Consider the following 14760-nt stretch of genomic DNA (forward strand, 5'->3'; position numbering starts at 1 on the left):
CGGGCAATTCTATAACGTGTTCTACATGACATCGCAGGAGTACGACGTCGTCGTGGTCGGGAGCGGCGGAGCCGGCATGGTGGCCGCCCTTGCCGCCGCGCACCGAGGCCTTTCGACAGTAGTCATCGAGAAGGCCCCGCATTTCGGCGGCTCCACCGCGCGGTCCGGGGGCGGAGTGTGGATTCCGAACAACGAGGTGCTCAAGCGCGACGGGGTGAAGGACACGCCCGAGGCGGCCCGGACCTACCTGCACGGGATCATCGGCGACATCGTGGAGCCGGAGCGCATCGACACCTACCTCGAACGCGGTCCGGAGATGCTGTCCTTCGTGCTGAAGCACACACCCCTGAAGATGTGCTGGGTGCCGCGCTATTCCGACTACTACCCCGAGGCGCCCGGCGGCCGTGCCGACGGGCGCTCGATCGAACCCAAGCCGTTCAACGCCCGCAAGCTCGGCGCCGACGAGGCGGGGCTGGAGCCCGCCTACGGCAAGGTGCCGCTCAACGTCGTTGTGATGCAACAGGACTACGTGCGGCTCAACCAGCTCAAGCGGCATCCGCGGGGCGTGGCGCGCAGCTTGAAGGTGGGCGCGCGCACGATGTGGGCCAAGGCGACCGGCAAGAACCTGGTCGGCATGGGCCGGGCGCTGATCGGGCCGCTGCGCATCGGGTTGCAGCGCGCCGGTGTTCCGGTGCTGCTCAATACTGCGCTCACCGATCTCCACGTCGAGGACGGGGTGGTGCGCGGGGTGTACGTTCGCGATACCACCACATCGGATTCCGTTGATCCACAACTGATCCGGGCCCGGCGCGGCGTGATCTTGGCCAGCGGCGGGTTTGAGCACAACGAGCAGATGCGGGTGAAATACCAACGCGCCCCCATCACCACCGAATGGACCGTCGGGGCGAAGGCCAACACCGGTGACGGCATCCTCGCGGGCGAAAAGCTCGGCGCCGCATTGGATCTGATGGAGGACGCCTGGTGGGGGCCGACGGTGCCGCTGGTGGGCGCACCCTGGTTCGCGTTGTCCGAGCGCAACTCGCCCGGGTCGATCATCGTCAACATGTCGGGCAAGCGATTCATGAACGAATCGATGCCGTACGTCGAGGCCTGCCATCACATGTACGGCGGCGAATTCGGCCAGGGCCCGGGACCAGGCGAGAACATCCCGGCGTGGCTGGTGTTCGACCAGCAGTACCGCGACCGCTACATCTTCGCGGGACTGCAACCGGGCCAACGCATCCCGCGCAAGTGGCTGGATTCGGGAGTGATCATCCAGGCCGACACCCTCGAGCAGCTGGCCGAGAAGGCGGGACTGCCGGTGTCCGACTTCACCGCCACCGTCGAGCGGTTCAACGGTTTCGCGCGCTCCGGCGTCGACGAGGACTACCACCGCGGGGAGAGCGCCTACGACCGCTACTACGGTGATCCCACCAATAAGCCGAACGCCAACCTCGGTGAGATCAGCCACGCGCCTTTCTACGCCGCCAAGATGGTGCCCGGGGACCTGGGCACCAAGGGCGGCATCCGCACCGACGTGCACGGCCGGGCGCTGCGCGACGACGGCAGCGTCATCGAAGGCCTTTACGCCGCAGGCAATGTGAGCGCGCCGGTGATGGGCCACACCTATCCCGGCCCGGGCGGCACCATCGGGCCGGCGATGACCTTCGGCTACCTCGCCGCGCTGCACATCGCGGGGACTAACTGAAATGCCGATCGATGTCGACGTCGCGCTGAACGCCGAGCTGGACCCCATCGAATTCTCTTGGGTCAGCAGCGATATCCAGCTCTATCACCTGGGGTTGGGCGCCGGCTCGGACCCGATGGATCCGCGCGAGCTGCGCTATCTGGTGGACGACACCCCGCAGGTGCTGCCGACGTTCGGCAACGTCGCCGCCACCTTTCACATGACCAAGCCGCCGACGGTGCAGTTCCCCGGCATCGACATCGAGCTGGCCAAGGTGTTGCACGCCAGCGAGCGGGTCGAGGTGCCCGGGCCGCTGCCGCCGTCGGGCTCGGCCAAGGCCGTCACCCGGTTCACCGATATCTGGGACAAGGGCAAGGCCGCGGTGATCTGGAGCGAGACGACGGTCAGCGCCCCGGACGGCACGCTGCTGTGGACGCAGCGGCGCTCGATCTTCGCCCGCGGCGAGGGCGGCTTCGGCGGCGAGCGCGGGCCGTCATCGTCCGACGCCGCGCCGGACCGGGGCCCCGACCTGGAGGTCGACGTGCCGATCCTGCCGCAGCAGGCGTTGCTGTACCGGCTGTGCGGCGACCGCAACCCCCTGCACTCCGATCCCGAATTCGCCGCTGCCGCAGGGTTTCCCAGGCCAATCCTGCACGGCCTGTGCACCTACGGCATGACCTGCAAGGCGATCACCGATGCGCTGCTGGACGGCGACGCCGGGGCGGTGGCGGCCTACGGCGCGCGGTTCGCCGGCGTGGCCTACCCCGGGGAAACCCTCAAGGTGGGCATCTGGAAGGAGAACGGCCGTTACGTGGCCACCGTCGTCGCGCCGTCGCGCGACAACGCCGTCGTGCTGAGCGGCGTCGAGCTGGTCCCCGCGTAGCGCCTTCACGTCGTGCGGACTACCGCTAAACGGCGCAATATGCTTTCGTCCTTGCATGGTCGCTGAACGGCAGCCGCCCGAACCGCGTGCGGCCGACGAGCGAACCGCGCTGCGCAGTATTCCGATATTCGCCGAGATCGACGACGGACAACTCGACCTCCTCACGAGCACCGTCGATCGCCAGCACGTCCCCGCCAACGAGTGGCTCTTTCACTTGGGCGACCCGTCGGACGCCATCTATGTAATTGCCTCGGGGCGGTTCGCGGCCGTCGGCCTCGATGGACAGGTGCTTCGTGAGATGGCATCCGGTGATTCGATCGGAGACCTGGGCGTGATCACCGGCGCCCCTCGCTCGGCCGGAGTACGAGCCCTTCGGGACGGCGTCGTCTGGAGGATCGCCGCTGACACATTCAGCGAGGTGCTCGCCAAGGCGCCGCAGCTGCAATCGGCGATGTTCCGGGCGATGGCGGTGATGCTGCGCGAGTCACGAGCCGCCACCGTCTCTCGCGGTCGCCGGGTGGTCGGTGTGGTGTCGACCGGGGATGCGGTCGCGATGCCGATCGTCGACGCGATCGCGGCTCGGCTGAGATCGCACGGACAAGCCGCCGTTGTCGCTCCGCCCGTCGAAACAACGGCCGCGGCCAATCATTATGGCGAGCTCGTCGACGCGTTCAGCGAGAGCCTCGACCGTGCCGAGCGAAGCAACGATTGGGTCCTGCTGGTGGCCGACCGGGGCTCGGGCGATAGCTGGCGACGGTATGTTACCGCGCAAAGCGACCGGGTCGTGGTGCTTGCCGATCAGGCCCGCCCGCCGGAAGCGCTCGAAGCACCCATCACGCAGGGGCCGGTCCACCTGGTCACTTGCGGCGTCGTGGCGGACCCGACGTGGTGGGATCTGCTGGAGCCGGTCTCGCATCACCCCGCCGACGACGACGGCATCGGCGCGCTGGCCCGCAGAATCGCCGGGCGCTCCCTCGGTCTCGTGCTCGGCGGTGGGGGCGCTCGGGGCCTCGCGCATTACGGCGTGTACGAAGAGCTCACCCGGGCGGGCGTCGTCATCGACCGGTTCGGCGGAACCAGTTCGGGTGCCCTCGCTGCCGCCACCTTCGCGCTGGGGCTGGACGCGCGGGATTGCACCGCGGCGGCACGGAAATACGTCGCGGAGACCAGGCCGGTCAGCGACTACACGATCCCCGCGATAGCCCTCACGCGAGGTCGCCGTGTCGACCGTCTGATAGAGGGATTCTTCGGCAGCAGCACCCTGATCGAGCAGCTGCCGAGGGAGTTCTTCTCCGTCTCCACCGACATCATCACGGGCGACCAGATCATCCATCGGCGGGGGCTGCTGTGGGTCGCCGTGCGCGCATCGATCTCGATACCCGGCCTCCTGCCGCCGGTGCAACATCGCGAGCGGCTCCTCGTCGACGGCGGACTGCTGAACATCCTGCCGGCCGACGTGATGTGCGCCGACCCGGACGGCGAAGTGATATGCGTCGATCTGCGCACAACGTGGGTGCCGTCGAAGGGCTTTGGCCCGCTGCCGGCAAAGCTTCAGCCTCCCGCGTTCATCCGGCGGCTCGTGACCGGCACGGACGTAGCCCTGCCACCACTGCAAGATACGTTGCTCCGCAGCGTCGAACTCGCGGCCCCCAAGTGGAACCTGCGCGAGCTCCCCCGAGTCACGGCGATCATCGAGCCGGACGTCTCGGCGATCGGTCCATTGGACTTCAAAAACATCGACGCCGCCCTCGATGCCGGGCGGAAAGCGGCCCAGGCGGCTCTCGAAGCGCAACCGGCTCTCGCTCGCTGAGCGTCGGATACGATTACCAGCTAACAGCTCAGCATCTTCAGATGGCAGACGCTTAGTGTGTGCACAGGGTGGTCACGGCGGGCGGGGCAGACAACGACGGGTCTCGCTCGCACACCCGGCCGTTCGAGTGCGGCGAGGCCGCTAGGCGATGCGCTCCGACTGGTTGGACAAGCCGCAGGCCAATCTGGTCATGCACTTGAACGGCGGCGAGAAAATCGTGCCGATCTTTGATCAACTATTCGTCGGCCGGCAGTGCGCGGGCATCGACGAAGCGCGCCGACTGGTTATCCCGGACCCGAACATCTCCCGTAACCACCTCGAGATCCGATTGGACGTCGTAACCGACCGCGCTTACCTCATCGACACCAGCACCAACGGAACGTTGCTCAACGGCATGCCGCTGGAGCGCGCCGTGCAGGTCCCCATCAAGCCCGACGACCAGATCTCGATAGGCGACGTGGTGCTGATCTTCCGGTCGGACCGGTTCAAAACCGCGGGGTTGACCAACACCAGCCCGACCCTGACCCGGATCGCCGAGGAGACCATGGTCATGGTGGTCGGCGATATCACCACCTACTCGACGATCTCGGAGGTCACCGACAACCGGGTGATCGCCCAGAGCCTGAACTATCTGTGGCACGACCTAAACCAGGTGCTGCGTGCCCACCGCGGCACACTCAACCATTACGCCGGCGATGCGCTGTATGCCGTCTGGGAGCTGCGGACGATTCCAAGGGCCAATGAGCTCGCGATCGACTTCGCGCTCGCCGCGAACCGGAGGGTCGAGGAGCTCGGGCCCACACTCCCGCTGCGTAGCCCGGACGGCTCGCCGATCCGCATGGGCTGGGGGGTGGTGCAGGGCCGGGCCGCGATCGCGGCAATGACGAGAACGGTCACGGCCGTGATTGGCGACGCGACCAACGTGGCGTTCCGGCTGGCCGGCATCGCCGGGCGGGCCGGGCGCCCGGCCGTGATGGTCAGCACCAGCGTTCACGCCGCCGCCGAGGCGCAATACGTTTGGGGCGACTCCGAGCAGGTGGAGATCAAGGGCCGGCGCGGAATGGAGACCGTCTTCCCGGTTGTCGCACGCGCGTAGCTGAACCCTATGCGTCGAACGTGCGGCTAGCCGCACGTTCGGCGGGCCCATGCGGCCCGGACGCGACCAATAATGTCGGCCGGCCGGTCGGCGGCCACTACCCGGATGACGATCCACCCGACTCGCTCGAGCCTTTCCAATCGCCGGATGTCCCAGGTGTATTGGCGGCGATCGTTGCGGTGTTGCTCGCCGTCGTACTCCACGGCGACTTTGACCTCGTCCCATCCCATATCCAAATATGCGAAGGCCCTGCCGAACTCGTCGAGCACCGGGATTTGTGTCTGGGGCCTCGGCAGGCCGGCCTCGATCAGCACGAGGCGAAGCCATGACTCTTTGGGCGACTGCGCCCCGGGATCAAACAGGTCCGCGGCTCGGCGTGCTCGCGCAATGCCTCGGCGCCCGACGTATCTGCGGGCCAGCAGCTCGACATCAGCCGCTTTGATTTCCGTCGCTGCCGCGAGAGCGTCGATCCCTGCCACTGCGGTCATGGTCGGGTACCAACAGCCGAGGTCCAGCGCCGTCCTCGGCGGCGACGTAACCCCCAGACCGCCGATGGTTTCGATTTCATCCGCCGCGACGGCGTCTCGGTGCAGCTGTATGCCCGCCGAGCGATGGTGGTTGTCGTGGATTAGTTCCACGACTCTGCTGTCATCGACCCAGTTGCTTCCGTGCAACGCGGCGGCGGAGAACCCCGCCACGACGCCGCGACGGCCCGTCCACAACCACCCGGCCTTCGCGCGCACCGCGGCGGTGAGCTCGGCATCGCGATCGATGTATACCCCTCGAAAAACGCGGTGGTAGCGCGTTTCCAATTGACTCTTGGTCACCAGTCCACACGCGATGGCTTCGCTTCCTAGAAATGGCTCACCCATCGCCGCAGGGTCGCACGCGTAACCACCGGCGTCACTTCAGCCGCCGAGTGCCCGGCCAGCCGAGCGTTGAGCGCCGAACGCCCGGCTAGGCGGGCGTCCGGCCGACCATAAGCTAGCCGAGGATCAGGCCCGATGTGGGTACGCCCGTACCCGCCGTGACGAGGACGTGCTCGACGTCGGGCACCGGGTTGACCGATGTCCCACGCAATTGCCGCACACCCTCCGCGATGCCGTTCATGCCGTGGATGTAGGCCTCCCCGAGCTGACCGCCGTGGGTGTTGATCGGCAGCCGGCCGCCTACCTCGATGGCGCCGTCGGCGATGAAGTCCTTCGCCTCGCCGCGACCGCAGAATCCCAACTCCTCCAACTGAATCAGCGTGAACGGAGTGAAATGGTCGTACAGGATGGCGGTCTGGATGTCGGTCGGCTTGAGACCGGATTGCTGCCAGAGCTGCCGGCCCACCACGCCCATCTCGGGCAGACCGAGTTCGGAGCGGTAGTAGCTGACCATCGTGTATTGGTCGGGACTGGCGCCCTGAGCCGCCGCCTCGATGACGGCCGGCCGCTGCTTGAGGTCACGCGCGCGCTCCACCGATGTCACGACCAGGGCCACCGCACCGTCGGTCTCCTGGCAGCAGTCCAGCAGCCGCAGCGGCTCGGCGATCCACCGCGAATTCTGGTGGTCCTCAATGGTTATCGGCTTCTCGTAGAAGTATGCCTTGGGGTTCTTGGCGGCGTGCTTGCGGTCCGCCACCGAGACCGCACCGAAGTCGCGGCTCGTCGCGCACGACCAGTGCATGTACCGCTGCGCGATCATCGCGACCTGCGCGGCCGGCGTCGAGAGCCCGTGTGGGTAAGAGAACGAATTGTCCGCCGCGGTCGAATCGGCCTGTACGCCGGCATTTCCCACCAGCCGGGTCTGCACCTGCCCGAAGCGCTGGCCGGAACGCTCGTTGAACGCCCGGTAGGCCACCACGACGTCCGCCAGTCCGGTCGCGACAGCCGCCGCGGCATGCGCGACGGTCCCGCACGCGGCACCCCCGCCGTAGCCCGTCTGGGCGAAGAACCTCAGGTCACCGATGCCGGTCGCCCGCGCCACGGCGGTCTCGTTGTTGCTGTCCATCGTGAACGTCGTGAGCCCGTCGACGTCGGACGGGCTCAAACCGGCGTCGTCCAGCGCATCAAGGACCGCCTCGGCCGCAAGCCGCAGCTCGCTTCGGCCGGAATTCTTCGAGAAGTCGGTAGCGCCAATGCCGACGATGGCGGCCTTACCCGACAGCATTAGGCGTCCCCAATCGTGAGCGTCGCGGTAGCGATGACATGGTCGCCAAGGCTGTTGCGGCCCACCACTTTCACCGTGATCAGCCCGTCCTCTACCGCCGTCACCTCACCGGAGAAGGTGGTCGTGTCATAGGCGTACCACGGCACGCCCAGCCGCAACCCGATCGATTTGATCAACGCCGTCGGCCCCGCCCAGTCGGTCAGGAAGCGCTGCACCAGCCCGGTGTCGGTGAGGATGTTGACGAAGATGTCCTTGGATCCCTTGGCCTGCGCCAGATCCCGGTCGTGGTGCACGTCCTGGAAGTCTCGGGTGGCGATGGCCGTCGAGATGATGAACGTGGGGGTGCCTTCGATCTTGAGCTCGGGCAGCTTCGTACCCACTTCGATGGCGGGTGCGCTCATGCTTGGGGCTCCCATGCGTACAGGGTCCATTCGGGGCCGGACTCGCCGGCGGGAAAGTCGATATAGGTTGCCCGGACTGGCATTCCGATCTTCACCGCGGCGGCGTCCACCCCCCGCAGCTCTCCCAGCATGCGGACACCCTCTTCGAGTTCCACCAACGCGATGACGAACGGCAGCGTGCGCCCGGGCACCTTCGGCGCGTGGTGCACCACGAAGCTGTACACCGTGCCCGTACCACCGGCCACCACGTAGTCGATCGGCTGATCTTTGTCCTGCCACACCGCCGGCACCGGCGGATGCTGCAGGCTTCCGTCGGGCCGCCGCTGAATACGCAACTCGTGAGCCGCCACGCCTTCCCAGAAGAAGGCGGTGTCGCGCGACACCGCGGGGCGCATCATGGCGTCGGCGTCCAGATCCTCCGGCACCGAAGACGCGGTCGCGGCAGCCTCGCGAGGCTTGAATTTGAGTATCCGCCAGGCCATCTCGGCGACGTCCTCGTCGCCGACGCGCCAGGTGATGTGCTGGTTGATGAACCAGCCCTCACCGAGCGCCGTCTGCTTGGGGCCGACCACGTCGCGCATTTCGGAGTGGACCGTCACGTGCTCGCCCGGCCGCAGATACCGGTGGTAGGTCTGCTCGCAGTTGGTGGCGACGACGCCGACATAGCCTGCGTTGTCGAACAATTCCATGATGGGGCCTATGGGATCGTCGGCCGGACGTTCACCGCCTAGGCCGAACATCGTCCACACCTGGATCATCGCCGGCGGCGCCACTAGGCCGGGATGGCCGGCGGCGCGCGCCGCGGCCTCGTCGGTGTAGATCGGGTTGCGGTCACCGATGGCCTCGACCCAGTTGTTGATGATCGGTTGGTTCACCGGATCCCGGCCCGTGCGGGGCGCGGCTACGACGGTGGACGTGATCTCGGCGACGGCCTTCTTGATGGTGTCCGCGTCCGTCATCGGGGCACCCGCGGCACCTTGAGGCCGGCGGCCGCGATCATCTCACGCATCACTTCGTTAACGCCTCCACCGAAGGTGATTACCAGGTTGCGCTTGGTTTGCGAGTCCAGCCAACGCAGCAGCTCGGCGGTGTCCGGTTCCGCCGGGTTCCCGTACTTGCCGACGACCTCCTCGGCGAGTCGGCCGATGTACTGGATGCGCTCGGTGCCAAAGACTTTCGTCGACGCGGCGTCGGCCACGTTGATGTCCTCGCCCGCGGCGGCGACCTGCCAGTTCAGCAGCTCGTTGATCCGCCACATCGCGTAGATCTCCCCGAGCGCCCGCTTGACGTCGTCGTGGTCGATCGGCGTGACACCATTACCGCCCGGTTTGGACGCCCAGGCGTGCAGCCGGTCGTAGATGCCGGCGGTGCGGCCCGCGGGGCCCAGCATGACCCGCTCGTTGTTGAGCTGCGTGGTGATCAGCCGCCATCCGCCGTTCTCCTCGCCGACCAGCATGTCGGCGGGTACCCGGACGTCGTTGTAGTACGTGGCGTTGGTGTGGTGGGCGCCGTCGGACAGGATGATCGGCGTCCAGGAGTATCCGGGGTCCTTCGTGTCGACGATCAGGATCGAGATGCCCTTGTGCTTCACGGCTTCCGGGTCGGTGCGGCAGGCCAGCCAGATGTAGTCGGCGTCGTGGGCTCCGGTGGTGAAGATCTTCTGGCCGTTGACGATGTACTCGTCGCCCTGGCGCACGGCGGTGGTCCGCAGGGACGCCAGATCGGTGCCCGCCTCGGGCTCGGTGTAGCCGATCGCGAAATGGACCTCACCGGCCAGGATCGCCGGCAGGAACTTCTTCTTCTGCGCCTCGCTGCCGAACTGCTGCAGAACCGGTCCCACGGTCTGCAACGTCACCGCCGGCAACGGCACGTCGGCCCGGTGCGCCTCGTTGACGAAGATCGACTGCTCGATCGGGCCGAAGCCCAAGCCGCCGAACTCCTTTGGCCACCCCACCCCCAGCTTTCGGTCCTTGCCCATTCGCCGGATCACCGCGCGATAGGCCTCGTTGTGCCGGTCCTGCTCCATCGCCTTCATCTCGTCAGACGAGATCAGATTCGAAAAGTATTCCCGCAGTTCGGCTTGCAGCTGTCGCTGCTCGGGGGTCAGGTCTATGAACATTGCGCTCCCACCAGGTCAAGGCGAAGAGACGGCCCGCCCAGCAGGCGGGTCAGGTCTTTGATCGTGGAGTAGTACCGGTGCATGGGATACGTGATGTCCATGCCCATGCCGCCGTGCAGGTGATGGCAGGTCTGCATCACCGGCGGCGCCTGCGACGTTATCCAGTAACCCAGGACGTCCAGGTCGCTATCGGCGTCACGCCCTTCGGACAGCCGCCACACCACCGACTTCGACGCCAAATCGATGGTGCGCGAGGCGATGTAGACCTCCGCGAGCTGCGCCGCCACCGTCTGGAACGTCGACAGCGGCTTGCCGAACTGCTTGCGGTTGGCGACGTAGTCGGCGGTCAGGCGCAGCGCCCCTGCCACCAACCCGTCGGCGAACGCGCCCACCGCGGCCAGCGCCAGCTGGTTTACCCGACGCGGCCCGTTACTATCGGCGCCCGCCAACACGTCCGAATCACTAACCGCCACACCGTCAAACGTGACCGTGTATTCGTCCGAACCGTTCGACGTCGGCGTGCCCACCAGCCGCACGCCCTCCGCCTTGGGCGACACCACCACCACCGCGCTGTCGGTGGTCACGATCATCCAATCCGCTTGCTCGGCATAGGCCACACCGATCTTGGTGCCGGACAACCGCCCGCCCGCGAACGTGACGCCGGGCCGGTCGGGCAGCGCCGCGCCGGGCTCGTTGAGCGCCGCGGTCAGCACCGAGCCCTTCGCGACCCCGGCCAGGTAACGGTCCTGCTGCTCGTCGGATGCCAGTTCGAGCAGCGGCAGCACGCCGAAGCCCAGCGTGGCCAGCGCCGGCGTGATGGCGCCGTGGCGGCCCACTTCGGTCAGCACCGTGGCGACCTCGGGCAGACCCACGCCGTCGCCCCCGAGGCGTTCGGGCACCGGGAGCGCGGTCACGCCCCCGCTGACCAGCGCCTCCCACGAAAGATCCCGTTCCAGCACCGACGTCGCGACGTCGGCGACGGCCTGCTGCTCGGCGGTGAGATCGAAGTCCATTGTCAGTGCGCCACCGGGCATTTACCGGTGTAGTCCACCTGCCAGCGCTTGATGCCGTTGAGCCAACCCGAGCGCAGCCGCTCCGGCTCCGAGATCGGCTTCAGGTCCGGCATGTGATCGGCCACGGCGTTGAAGATCAGGTTGATCGTCAGCTTGGCCAGGTTCGCGCCGATGCAGTAGTGCGCACCGGTGCCGCCGAAACCGACGTGCGGGTTGGGGTCCCGCAGGATGTTAAAGGTATAAGGGTCGTCGAAGATCTCTTCGTCGAAATTGGCCGACCGGTAGAACAGCACCACCCGTTGGCCCTTCTTGATCTGCACGCCGGAGAGTTCGTAGTCCTCCAGAGCGGTCCGCTGGAAACAGGTGACCGGGGTGGCCCACCGGACGATCTCGTCGGCGGCGGTCTCCGGGCGCTCCTTCTTGAACAGCTCCCACTGGTCGGGGAAGTCGGCGAACGCCATCATCCCCTGCGTGATCGAGTTCCGCGTGGTCTCGTTGCCGGCCACCGCGAGCATCATCACGAAGAAGCCGAACTCGTCGTCGGAAAGCTTTTCCCCGTCGATGTCGGCGTTGATCAGCGTGGTGACGATGTCGTCGCCGGGCTTCTCCGCCTTGATGGCGGCCATCTGCATCGCGTAGTTGAGCACCTCGAACGACGACGTCTTGGGGTCGATGTCGGCATACTCGGGATCGTCATTTCCGGTCATCTCGTTGGACCAGCGGAAAAGCTTTTCGCGGTCCTCCTGCGGCACCCCGAGCAAGCCGGCAATCGCCTGCAGCGGGAGCTCGCAGGACACCTGCTCGACGAAGTCCCCGGAACCGGCGGCCGCCGCGTCCCGGGCGATCTTCTGGGCGCGCTCCCGGAGCTCGTCCTCCAGCCGCCCCACGGCCCGCGGGGTGAAGCCGCGCGAGATGATCTTGCGCAGCCGGGTGTGGTGCGGCGCGTCCATGTTGAGCATGACGAACCGCTGCAGCTCGATGTCCTCGCGCGCGATGTCGTCGTTGAACCGCGGGATCACGCAGTTCTCGTAGCTCGAGAAGACGTCGCTGCGCCGCGAGATTTCCTTGACGTCGTTGAGCTTGGTGATCGCCCAGAAACCGCCGTCGTTGAACCCCCCGCCGTGGCCCGGGACCTGCTCGTTCCACCAGATCGGTGCGGTCGAGCGCACCTCCGCAAACTCTTCGACGGGAATCCGCTCCGCGTAGATGTCCGGGTCGGTGAAATCGAACCCGGGCGGAAGGTTGGGGCTGGGCACGCTACTTCTCCTTACTGCTGGTCCCTATGCTGGTCCTGCGACTGGCTCTGCGACTTCCCCAGTGACTGGCGATCACAGGACACTAGCTCTCCTAGTGGAGCTCTGTTGCCAGTAAAACATGCCTCCACCGTAGAAAAAAGGCGCCGACGCATCGTCGCTTGTCATAGTAATGAAACGTGTTCTAGCCTGACCGCATGGGTAACCCGGTAATTGTCGAAGCCACCCGCAGCCCGATCGGCAAGCGCAACGGCTGGCTCTCAGGTCTGCACGCCACCGAGCTGCTGGGCGCGGTGCAAAAGGCACTGGTCGAAAAGGCCGGTATCGACGCCGGCGACGTGGAACAGGTCGTCGGTGGCTGCGTCACCCAGTACGGCGAGCAGTCCAACAACATCACCCGCGTGAGCTGGCTCGTCGCCGGACTGCCGGAGCACGTCGGCGCCACCACCGTGGACTGCCAGTGCGGCAGCAGCCAACAGGCCAACGGCCTGGTCGCGGGGCTGATCGCGGCGGGTGCCATCGACGTCGGCATCGCGTGCGGGATCGAGGCCATGAGCCGCGTCGGACTCGGCGCCAATGCCGGCCCCGACCGCAGCATCCTGCGGCCCGCGTCGTGGGACATCGACCTGCCCGACCAGTTCACCGCCGCCGAGCGAATCGCCAAGCGTCGCGGCATAACCCGCGACGACATCGACGCCTGGGGATTCCAGTCGCAGCTGCGTGCCAAGCGGGCGTGGGACGAGGGCCGTTTCGACCGTGAGATCTCGCCGATCGAGGCGCCGGTGCTCGACGAGCAGAAGCAGCCCACCAGCGAGCGCCACATGGTCTCCCGCGACCAGGGCCTGCGCGAGACGACGATGGAGGGCCTGGGCCAGCTCAAGCCGGTCCTCGAGGGCGGGATCCACACGGCGGGGACGTCGTCGCAGATTTCCGACGGCGCCGCCGCGGTGTTGTGGATGGACGAGGACAAGGCCAAGGCGCTCGGGCTGCGGCCCCGGGCCCGGATCGTCAGCCAGGCGCTCGTCGGCGCCGAGCCCTACTACCACCTGGACGGCCCGGTGCAGTCGACGGCGAAGGTGCTGGAGAAGGCCGGCATGAAGATCGGCGACATCGACCTGACCGAGATCAACGAGGCCTTCGCCTCGGTGGTGCTGTCCTGGGCGCGGGTCCACGAGCCCGACATGGACCGGGTGAACGTGAACGGCGGCGCCATCGCACTCGGGCACCCGGTGGGCAGCACCGGCAGCCGGCTGATCACCACCGCGCTGCACGAGCTCGAGCGCACCGACCAGACGACCGCGCTGATCACCATGTGTGCGGGCGGTGCCCTTTCCACCGGCACCATCATCGAACGTATCTAGTGGGCGTCTCGGAGGCCGACCGCATCGCGGCGGCCCAGGCGTACATCGACGCGCTGGTCACCCACGACGCCGACGCCGTCCCGTTCGCGCCGGACTGCGTCCGGATCGAGGTGGGCCTCAAATCCGGATTCTCCGGAAATCACCTGCGGCGCAGCCTAAATCGCGGACCGCAATACCGCATCATCTCGGCCACGACGCCGCCGCAGTACACCGTATCCGGCGACGAGGTGCGAGCGGTGTACGACGTGCTGACCAAGGTCGCGTTCGGCGGGCGGCGAGTAGCGTCGCGGGTCGACGAGACCTTCGTGATACCGGAAGAGGACGGGCTGATCCATCACATCAGGGCCAGTCTGCGCCCATTCATTCAGCGCTAGCCCGCCCGTAGGATCTACAGCCATGCCCAAATCACCCCCGCGGTTTCACGACTCGCCATATGCCGACTTCATCATCAAGTGGATGTCGCGCCTCAACACGTTCATGTACCGCCGCAACGGCGGCGAGGGCCTCGGCGGAACCTTCCAGAAGATCCCCGTCGCCCTGCTGACCACCACCGGGCGCAAGACCGGCGAGCCCCGCGTCAGCCCGCTGTACTTTCTGCGCGACGGCGACCGGGTGATCGTCGCGGCGTCCAAGGGCGGCGCCGCCAAGAACCCGATGTGGTACCTGAACCTCAAGGCCAACCCCAAGGTGCAGGTGCAAATCAAAAAAGAGGTGCTCGACCTGACCGCGCGCGACGCCACTGACGAGGAACGCGCCCACTACTGGCCGCAATTGGTTGACATGTACCCGTCCTACGACGACTACCAGTCCTGGACTGACCGGACCATCCCGATCGTCATCTGCGAACCGTAACGCTCCTGCTGGCCAAGCACTTTGCGCGCGCCCGCGGCTGGGTGTACCGCAGGATCGGGTGGCGTGCGAGCCGCGTCGCCGAGCGTGAAGCCAGCGCGTTAAATCAGCGGAAATCTCGCAACAAGTTTCAC

At 66.8% G+C, this 14760-nt stretch carries 14 protein-coding genes; 7 read left to right on the top strand and 7 right to left on the bottom strand.

Annotated features, from left to right (window positions below; all coding sequences use genetic code 11):
• The first annotated feature begins 25 nt into the window (after nt 1-25).
• From kstD to N415_RS18975, 4 genes are all read left to right on the top strand, one after another.
• Complete coding sequence (kstD, locus tag N415_RS18960; RefSeq protein ID WP_068185586.1) at nt 26-1708, top strand: 3-oxosteroid 1-dehydrogenase; 1683 nt, start codon at nt 26-28, stop codon at nt 1706-1708.
• Nucleotide 1709: 1 nt separating this feature from the next.
• Nucleotides 1710-2570 (top strand): MaoC family dehydratase, encoded by an 861-nt coding sequence (locus N415_RS18965; protein ID WP_068185310.1) that lies wholly within the window; start codon nt 1710-1712, stop codon nt 2568-2570.
• Nucleotides 2571-2625: 55 nt separating this feature from the next.
• Nucleotides 2626-4380, top strand: a complete 1755-nt coding sequence (locus N415_RS18970; RefSeq protein ID WP_068185312.1) for a patatin-like phospholipase family protein — start codon at nt 2626-2628, stop codon at nt 4378-4380.
• A gap of 148 nt (nt 4381-4528) precedes the next feature.
• Nucleotides 4529-5476: an adenylate/guanylate cyclase domain-containing protein gene (locus N415_RS18975; protein WP_068185314.1), complete on the top strand. Its 948-nt coding sequence runs from the start codon at nt 4529-4531 to the stop codon at nt 5474-5476.
• 26 nt (nt 5477-5502) lie between these two features.
• On the opposite strand, the gene N415_RS18980 is transcribed toward N415_RS18975, so the two are convergent.
• The 7 genes from N415_RS18980 to N415_RS19010 form a co-directional block, all read right to left on the bottom strand.
• Nucleotides 5503-6348, bottom strand: coding sequence for a DUF559 domain-containing protein (locus N415_RS18980; RefSeq protein WP_068185316.1), 846 nt, complete (start codon nt 6346-6348; stop codon nt 5503-5505).
• A gap of 112 nt (nt 6349-6460) precedes the next feature.
• Nucleotides 6461-7630 (bottom strand): lipid-transfer protein, encoded by a 1170-nt coding sequence (locus N415_RS18985; RefSeq protein WP_068185318.1) that lies wholly within the window; start codon nt 7628-7630, stop codon nt 6461-6463.
• Nucleotides 7630-8031 carry a MaoC family dehydratase gene (locus tag N415_RS18990; RefSeq protein WP_067152913.1) on the bottom strand — a complete coding sequence of 134 codons (402 nt, stop codon included), beginning with the start codon at nt 8029-8031 and terminating at the stop codon, nt 7630-7632. Before N415_RS18990 ends, N415_RS18985 begins: the two co-directional genes overlap by 1 nt.
• A complete protein-coding gene (locus tag N415_RS18995) occupies nt 8028-8990 on the bottom strand; it encodes a bifunctional MaoC family dehydratase N-terminal/OB-fold nucleic acid binding domain-containing protein (RefSeq protein ID WP_068185321.1) in 963 nt (320 codons plus the stop codon). Before N415_RS18995 ends, N415_RS18990 begins: the two co-directional genes overlap by 4 nt.
• Entirely contained in the window at nt 8987-10150 is a 1164-nt protein-coding gene (fadE29, locus tag N415_RS19000) for an acyl-CoA dehydrogenase FadE29 (protein ID WP_068185332.1), read from the bottom strand. The genes N415_RS18995 and fadE29 overlap by 4 nt, the downstream gene beginning before the upstream one ends.
• The gene (locus N415_RS19005; protein WP_068185333.1) at nt 10141-11163 is read right to left on the bottom strand and encodes an acyl-CoA dehydrogenase family protein; all 1023 of its coding nucleotides are present in this window, start codon (nt 11161-11163) and stop codon (nt 10141-10143) included. The genes fadE29 and N415_RS19005 overlap by 10 nt, the downstream gene beginning before the upstream one ends.
• Nucleotides 11164-11165: 2 nt before the next feature.
• Nucleotides 11166-12419 carry a cytochrome P450 gene (locus N415_RS19010; RefSeq protein WP_068185335.1) on the bottom strand — a complete coding sequence of 418 codons (1254 nt, stop codon included), beginning with the start codon at nt 12417-12419 and terminating at the stop codon, nt 11166-11168.
• Nucleotides 12420-12613: 194 nt separating this feature from the next.
• Between N415_RS19010 and N415_RS19015 the strand changes: the two genes are divergently transcribed.
• The 3 genes from N415_RS19015 to N415_RS19025 are packed head-to-tail and all read left to right on the top strand — an operon-like array spanning nt 12614 to nt 14629.
• Nucleotides 12614-13777, top strand: coding sequence for a steroid 3-ketoacyl-CoA thiolase (locus N415_RS19015; protein ID WP_068185337.1), 1164 nt, complete (start codon nt 12614-12616; stop codon nt 13775-13777).
• Nucleotides 13777-14151, top strand: a complete 375-nt coding sequence (locus N415_RS19020; RefSeq protein WP_068185339.1) for a nuclear transport factor 2 family protein — start codon at nt 13777-13779, stop codon at nt 14149-14151. The genes N415_RS19015 and N415_RS19020 overlap by 1 nt, the downstream gene beginning before the upstream one ends.
• 22 nt (nt 14152-14173) lie before the next feature.
• Complete coding sequence (locus tag N415_RS19025) at nt 14174-14629, top strand: nitroreductase family deazaflavin-dependent oxidoreductase (protein WP_068185342.1); 456 nt, start codon at nt 14174-14176, stop codon at nt 14627-14629.
• The last annotated feature ends 131 nt before the right edge of the window (nt 14630-14760 follow it).

The sequence above is a fragment of the Mycobacterium sp. UM_CSW genome, from assembly GCF_000455205.1.
In the GTDB taxonomy this organism is placed as follows: Bacteria; Actinomycetota; Actinomycetes; order Mycobacteriales; family Mycobacteriaceae; genus Mycobacterium.

Excerpts from the sequence above, each read along its gene's own strand:
- N415_RS18975 (WP_068185314.1), top strand. The coding sequence starts at position 4,529 with ATGCGCTCCGACTGGTTGGACAAGCCGCAGGCCAATCTGGTCATGCAC.
- N415_RS18980 (WP_068185316.1), bottom strand. The coding sequence starts at position 6,348 with ATGGGTGAGCCATTTCTAGGAAGCGAAGCCATCGCGTGTGGACTGGTG.
- kstD (WP_068185586.1), top strand. The coding sequence starts at position 26 with ATGACATCGCAGGAGTACGACGTCGTCGTGGTCGGGAGCGGCGGAGCC.
- N415_RS18965 (WP_068185310.1), top strand. The coding sequence starts at position 1,710 with ATGCCGATCGATGTCGACGTCGCGCTGAACGCCGAGCTGGACCCCATC.
- N415_RS19015 (WP_068185337.1), top strand. The coding sequence starts at position 12,614 with ATGGGTAACCCGGTAATTGTCGAAGCCACCCGCAGCCCGATCGGCAAG.
- N415_RS19025 (WP_068185342.1), top strand. The coding sequence starts at position 14,174 with ATGCCCAAATCACCCCCGCGGTTTCACGACTCGCCATATGCCGACTTC.
- N415_RS18970 (WP_068185312.1), top strand. The coding sequence starts at position 2,626 with ATGGTCGCTGAACGGCAGCCGCCCGAACCGCGTGCGGCCGACGAGCGA.
- N415_RS18995 (WP_068185321.1), bottom strand. The coding sequence starts at position 8,990 with ATGACGGACGCGGACACCATCAAGAAGGCCGTCGCCGAGATCACGTCC.
- N415_RS19005 (WP_068185333.1), bottom strand. The coding sequence starts at position 11,163 with ATGGACTTCGATCTCACCGCCGAGCAGCAGGCCGTCGCCGACGTCGCG.
- fadE29 (WP_068185332.1), bottom strand. The coding sequence starts at position 10,150 with ATGTTCATAGACCTGACCCCCGAGCAGCGACAGCTGCAAGCCGAACTG.
- N415_RS18985 (WP_068185318.1), bottom strand. The coding sequence starts at position 7,630 with ATGCTGTCGGGTAAGGCCGCCATCGTCGGCATTGGCGCTACCGACTTC.
- N415_RS18990 (WP_067152913.1), bottom strand. The coding sequence starts at position 8,031 with ATGAGCGCACCCGCCATCGAAGTGGGTACGAAGCTGCCCGAGCTCAAG.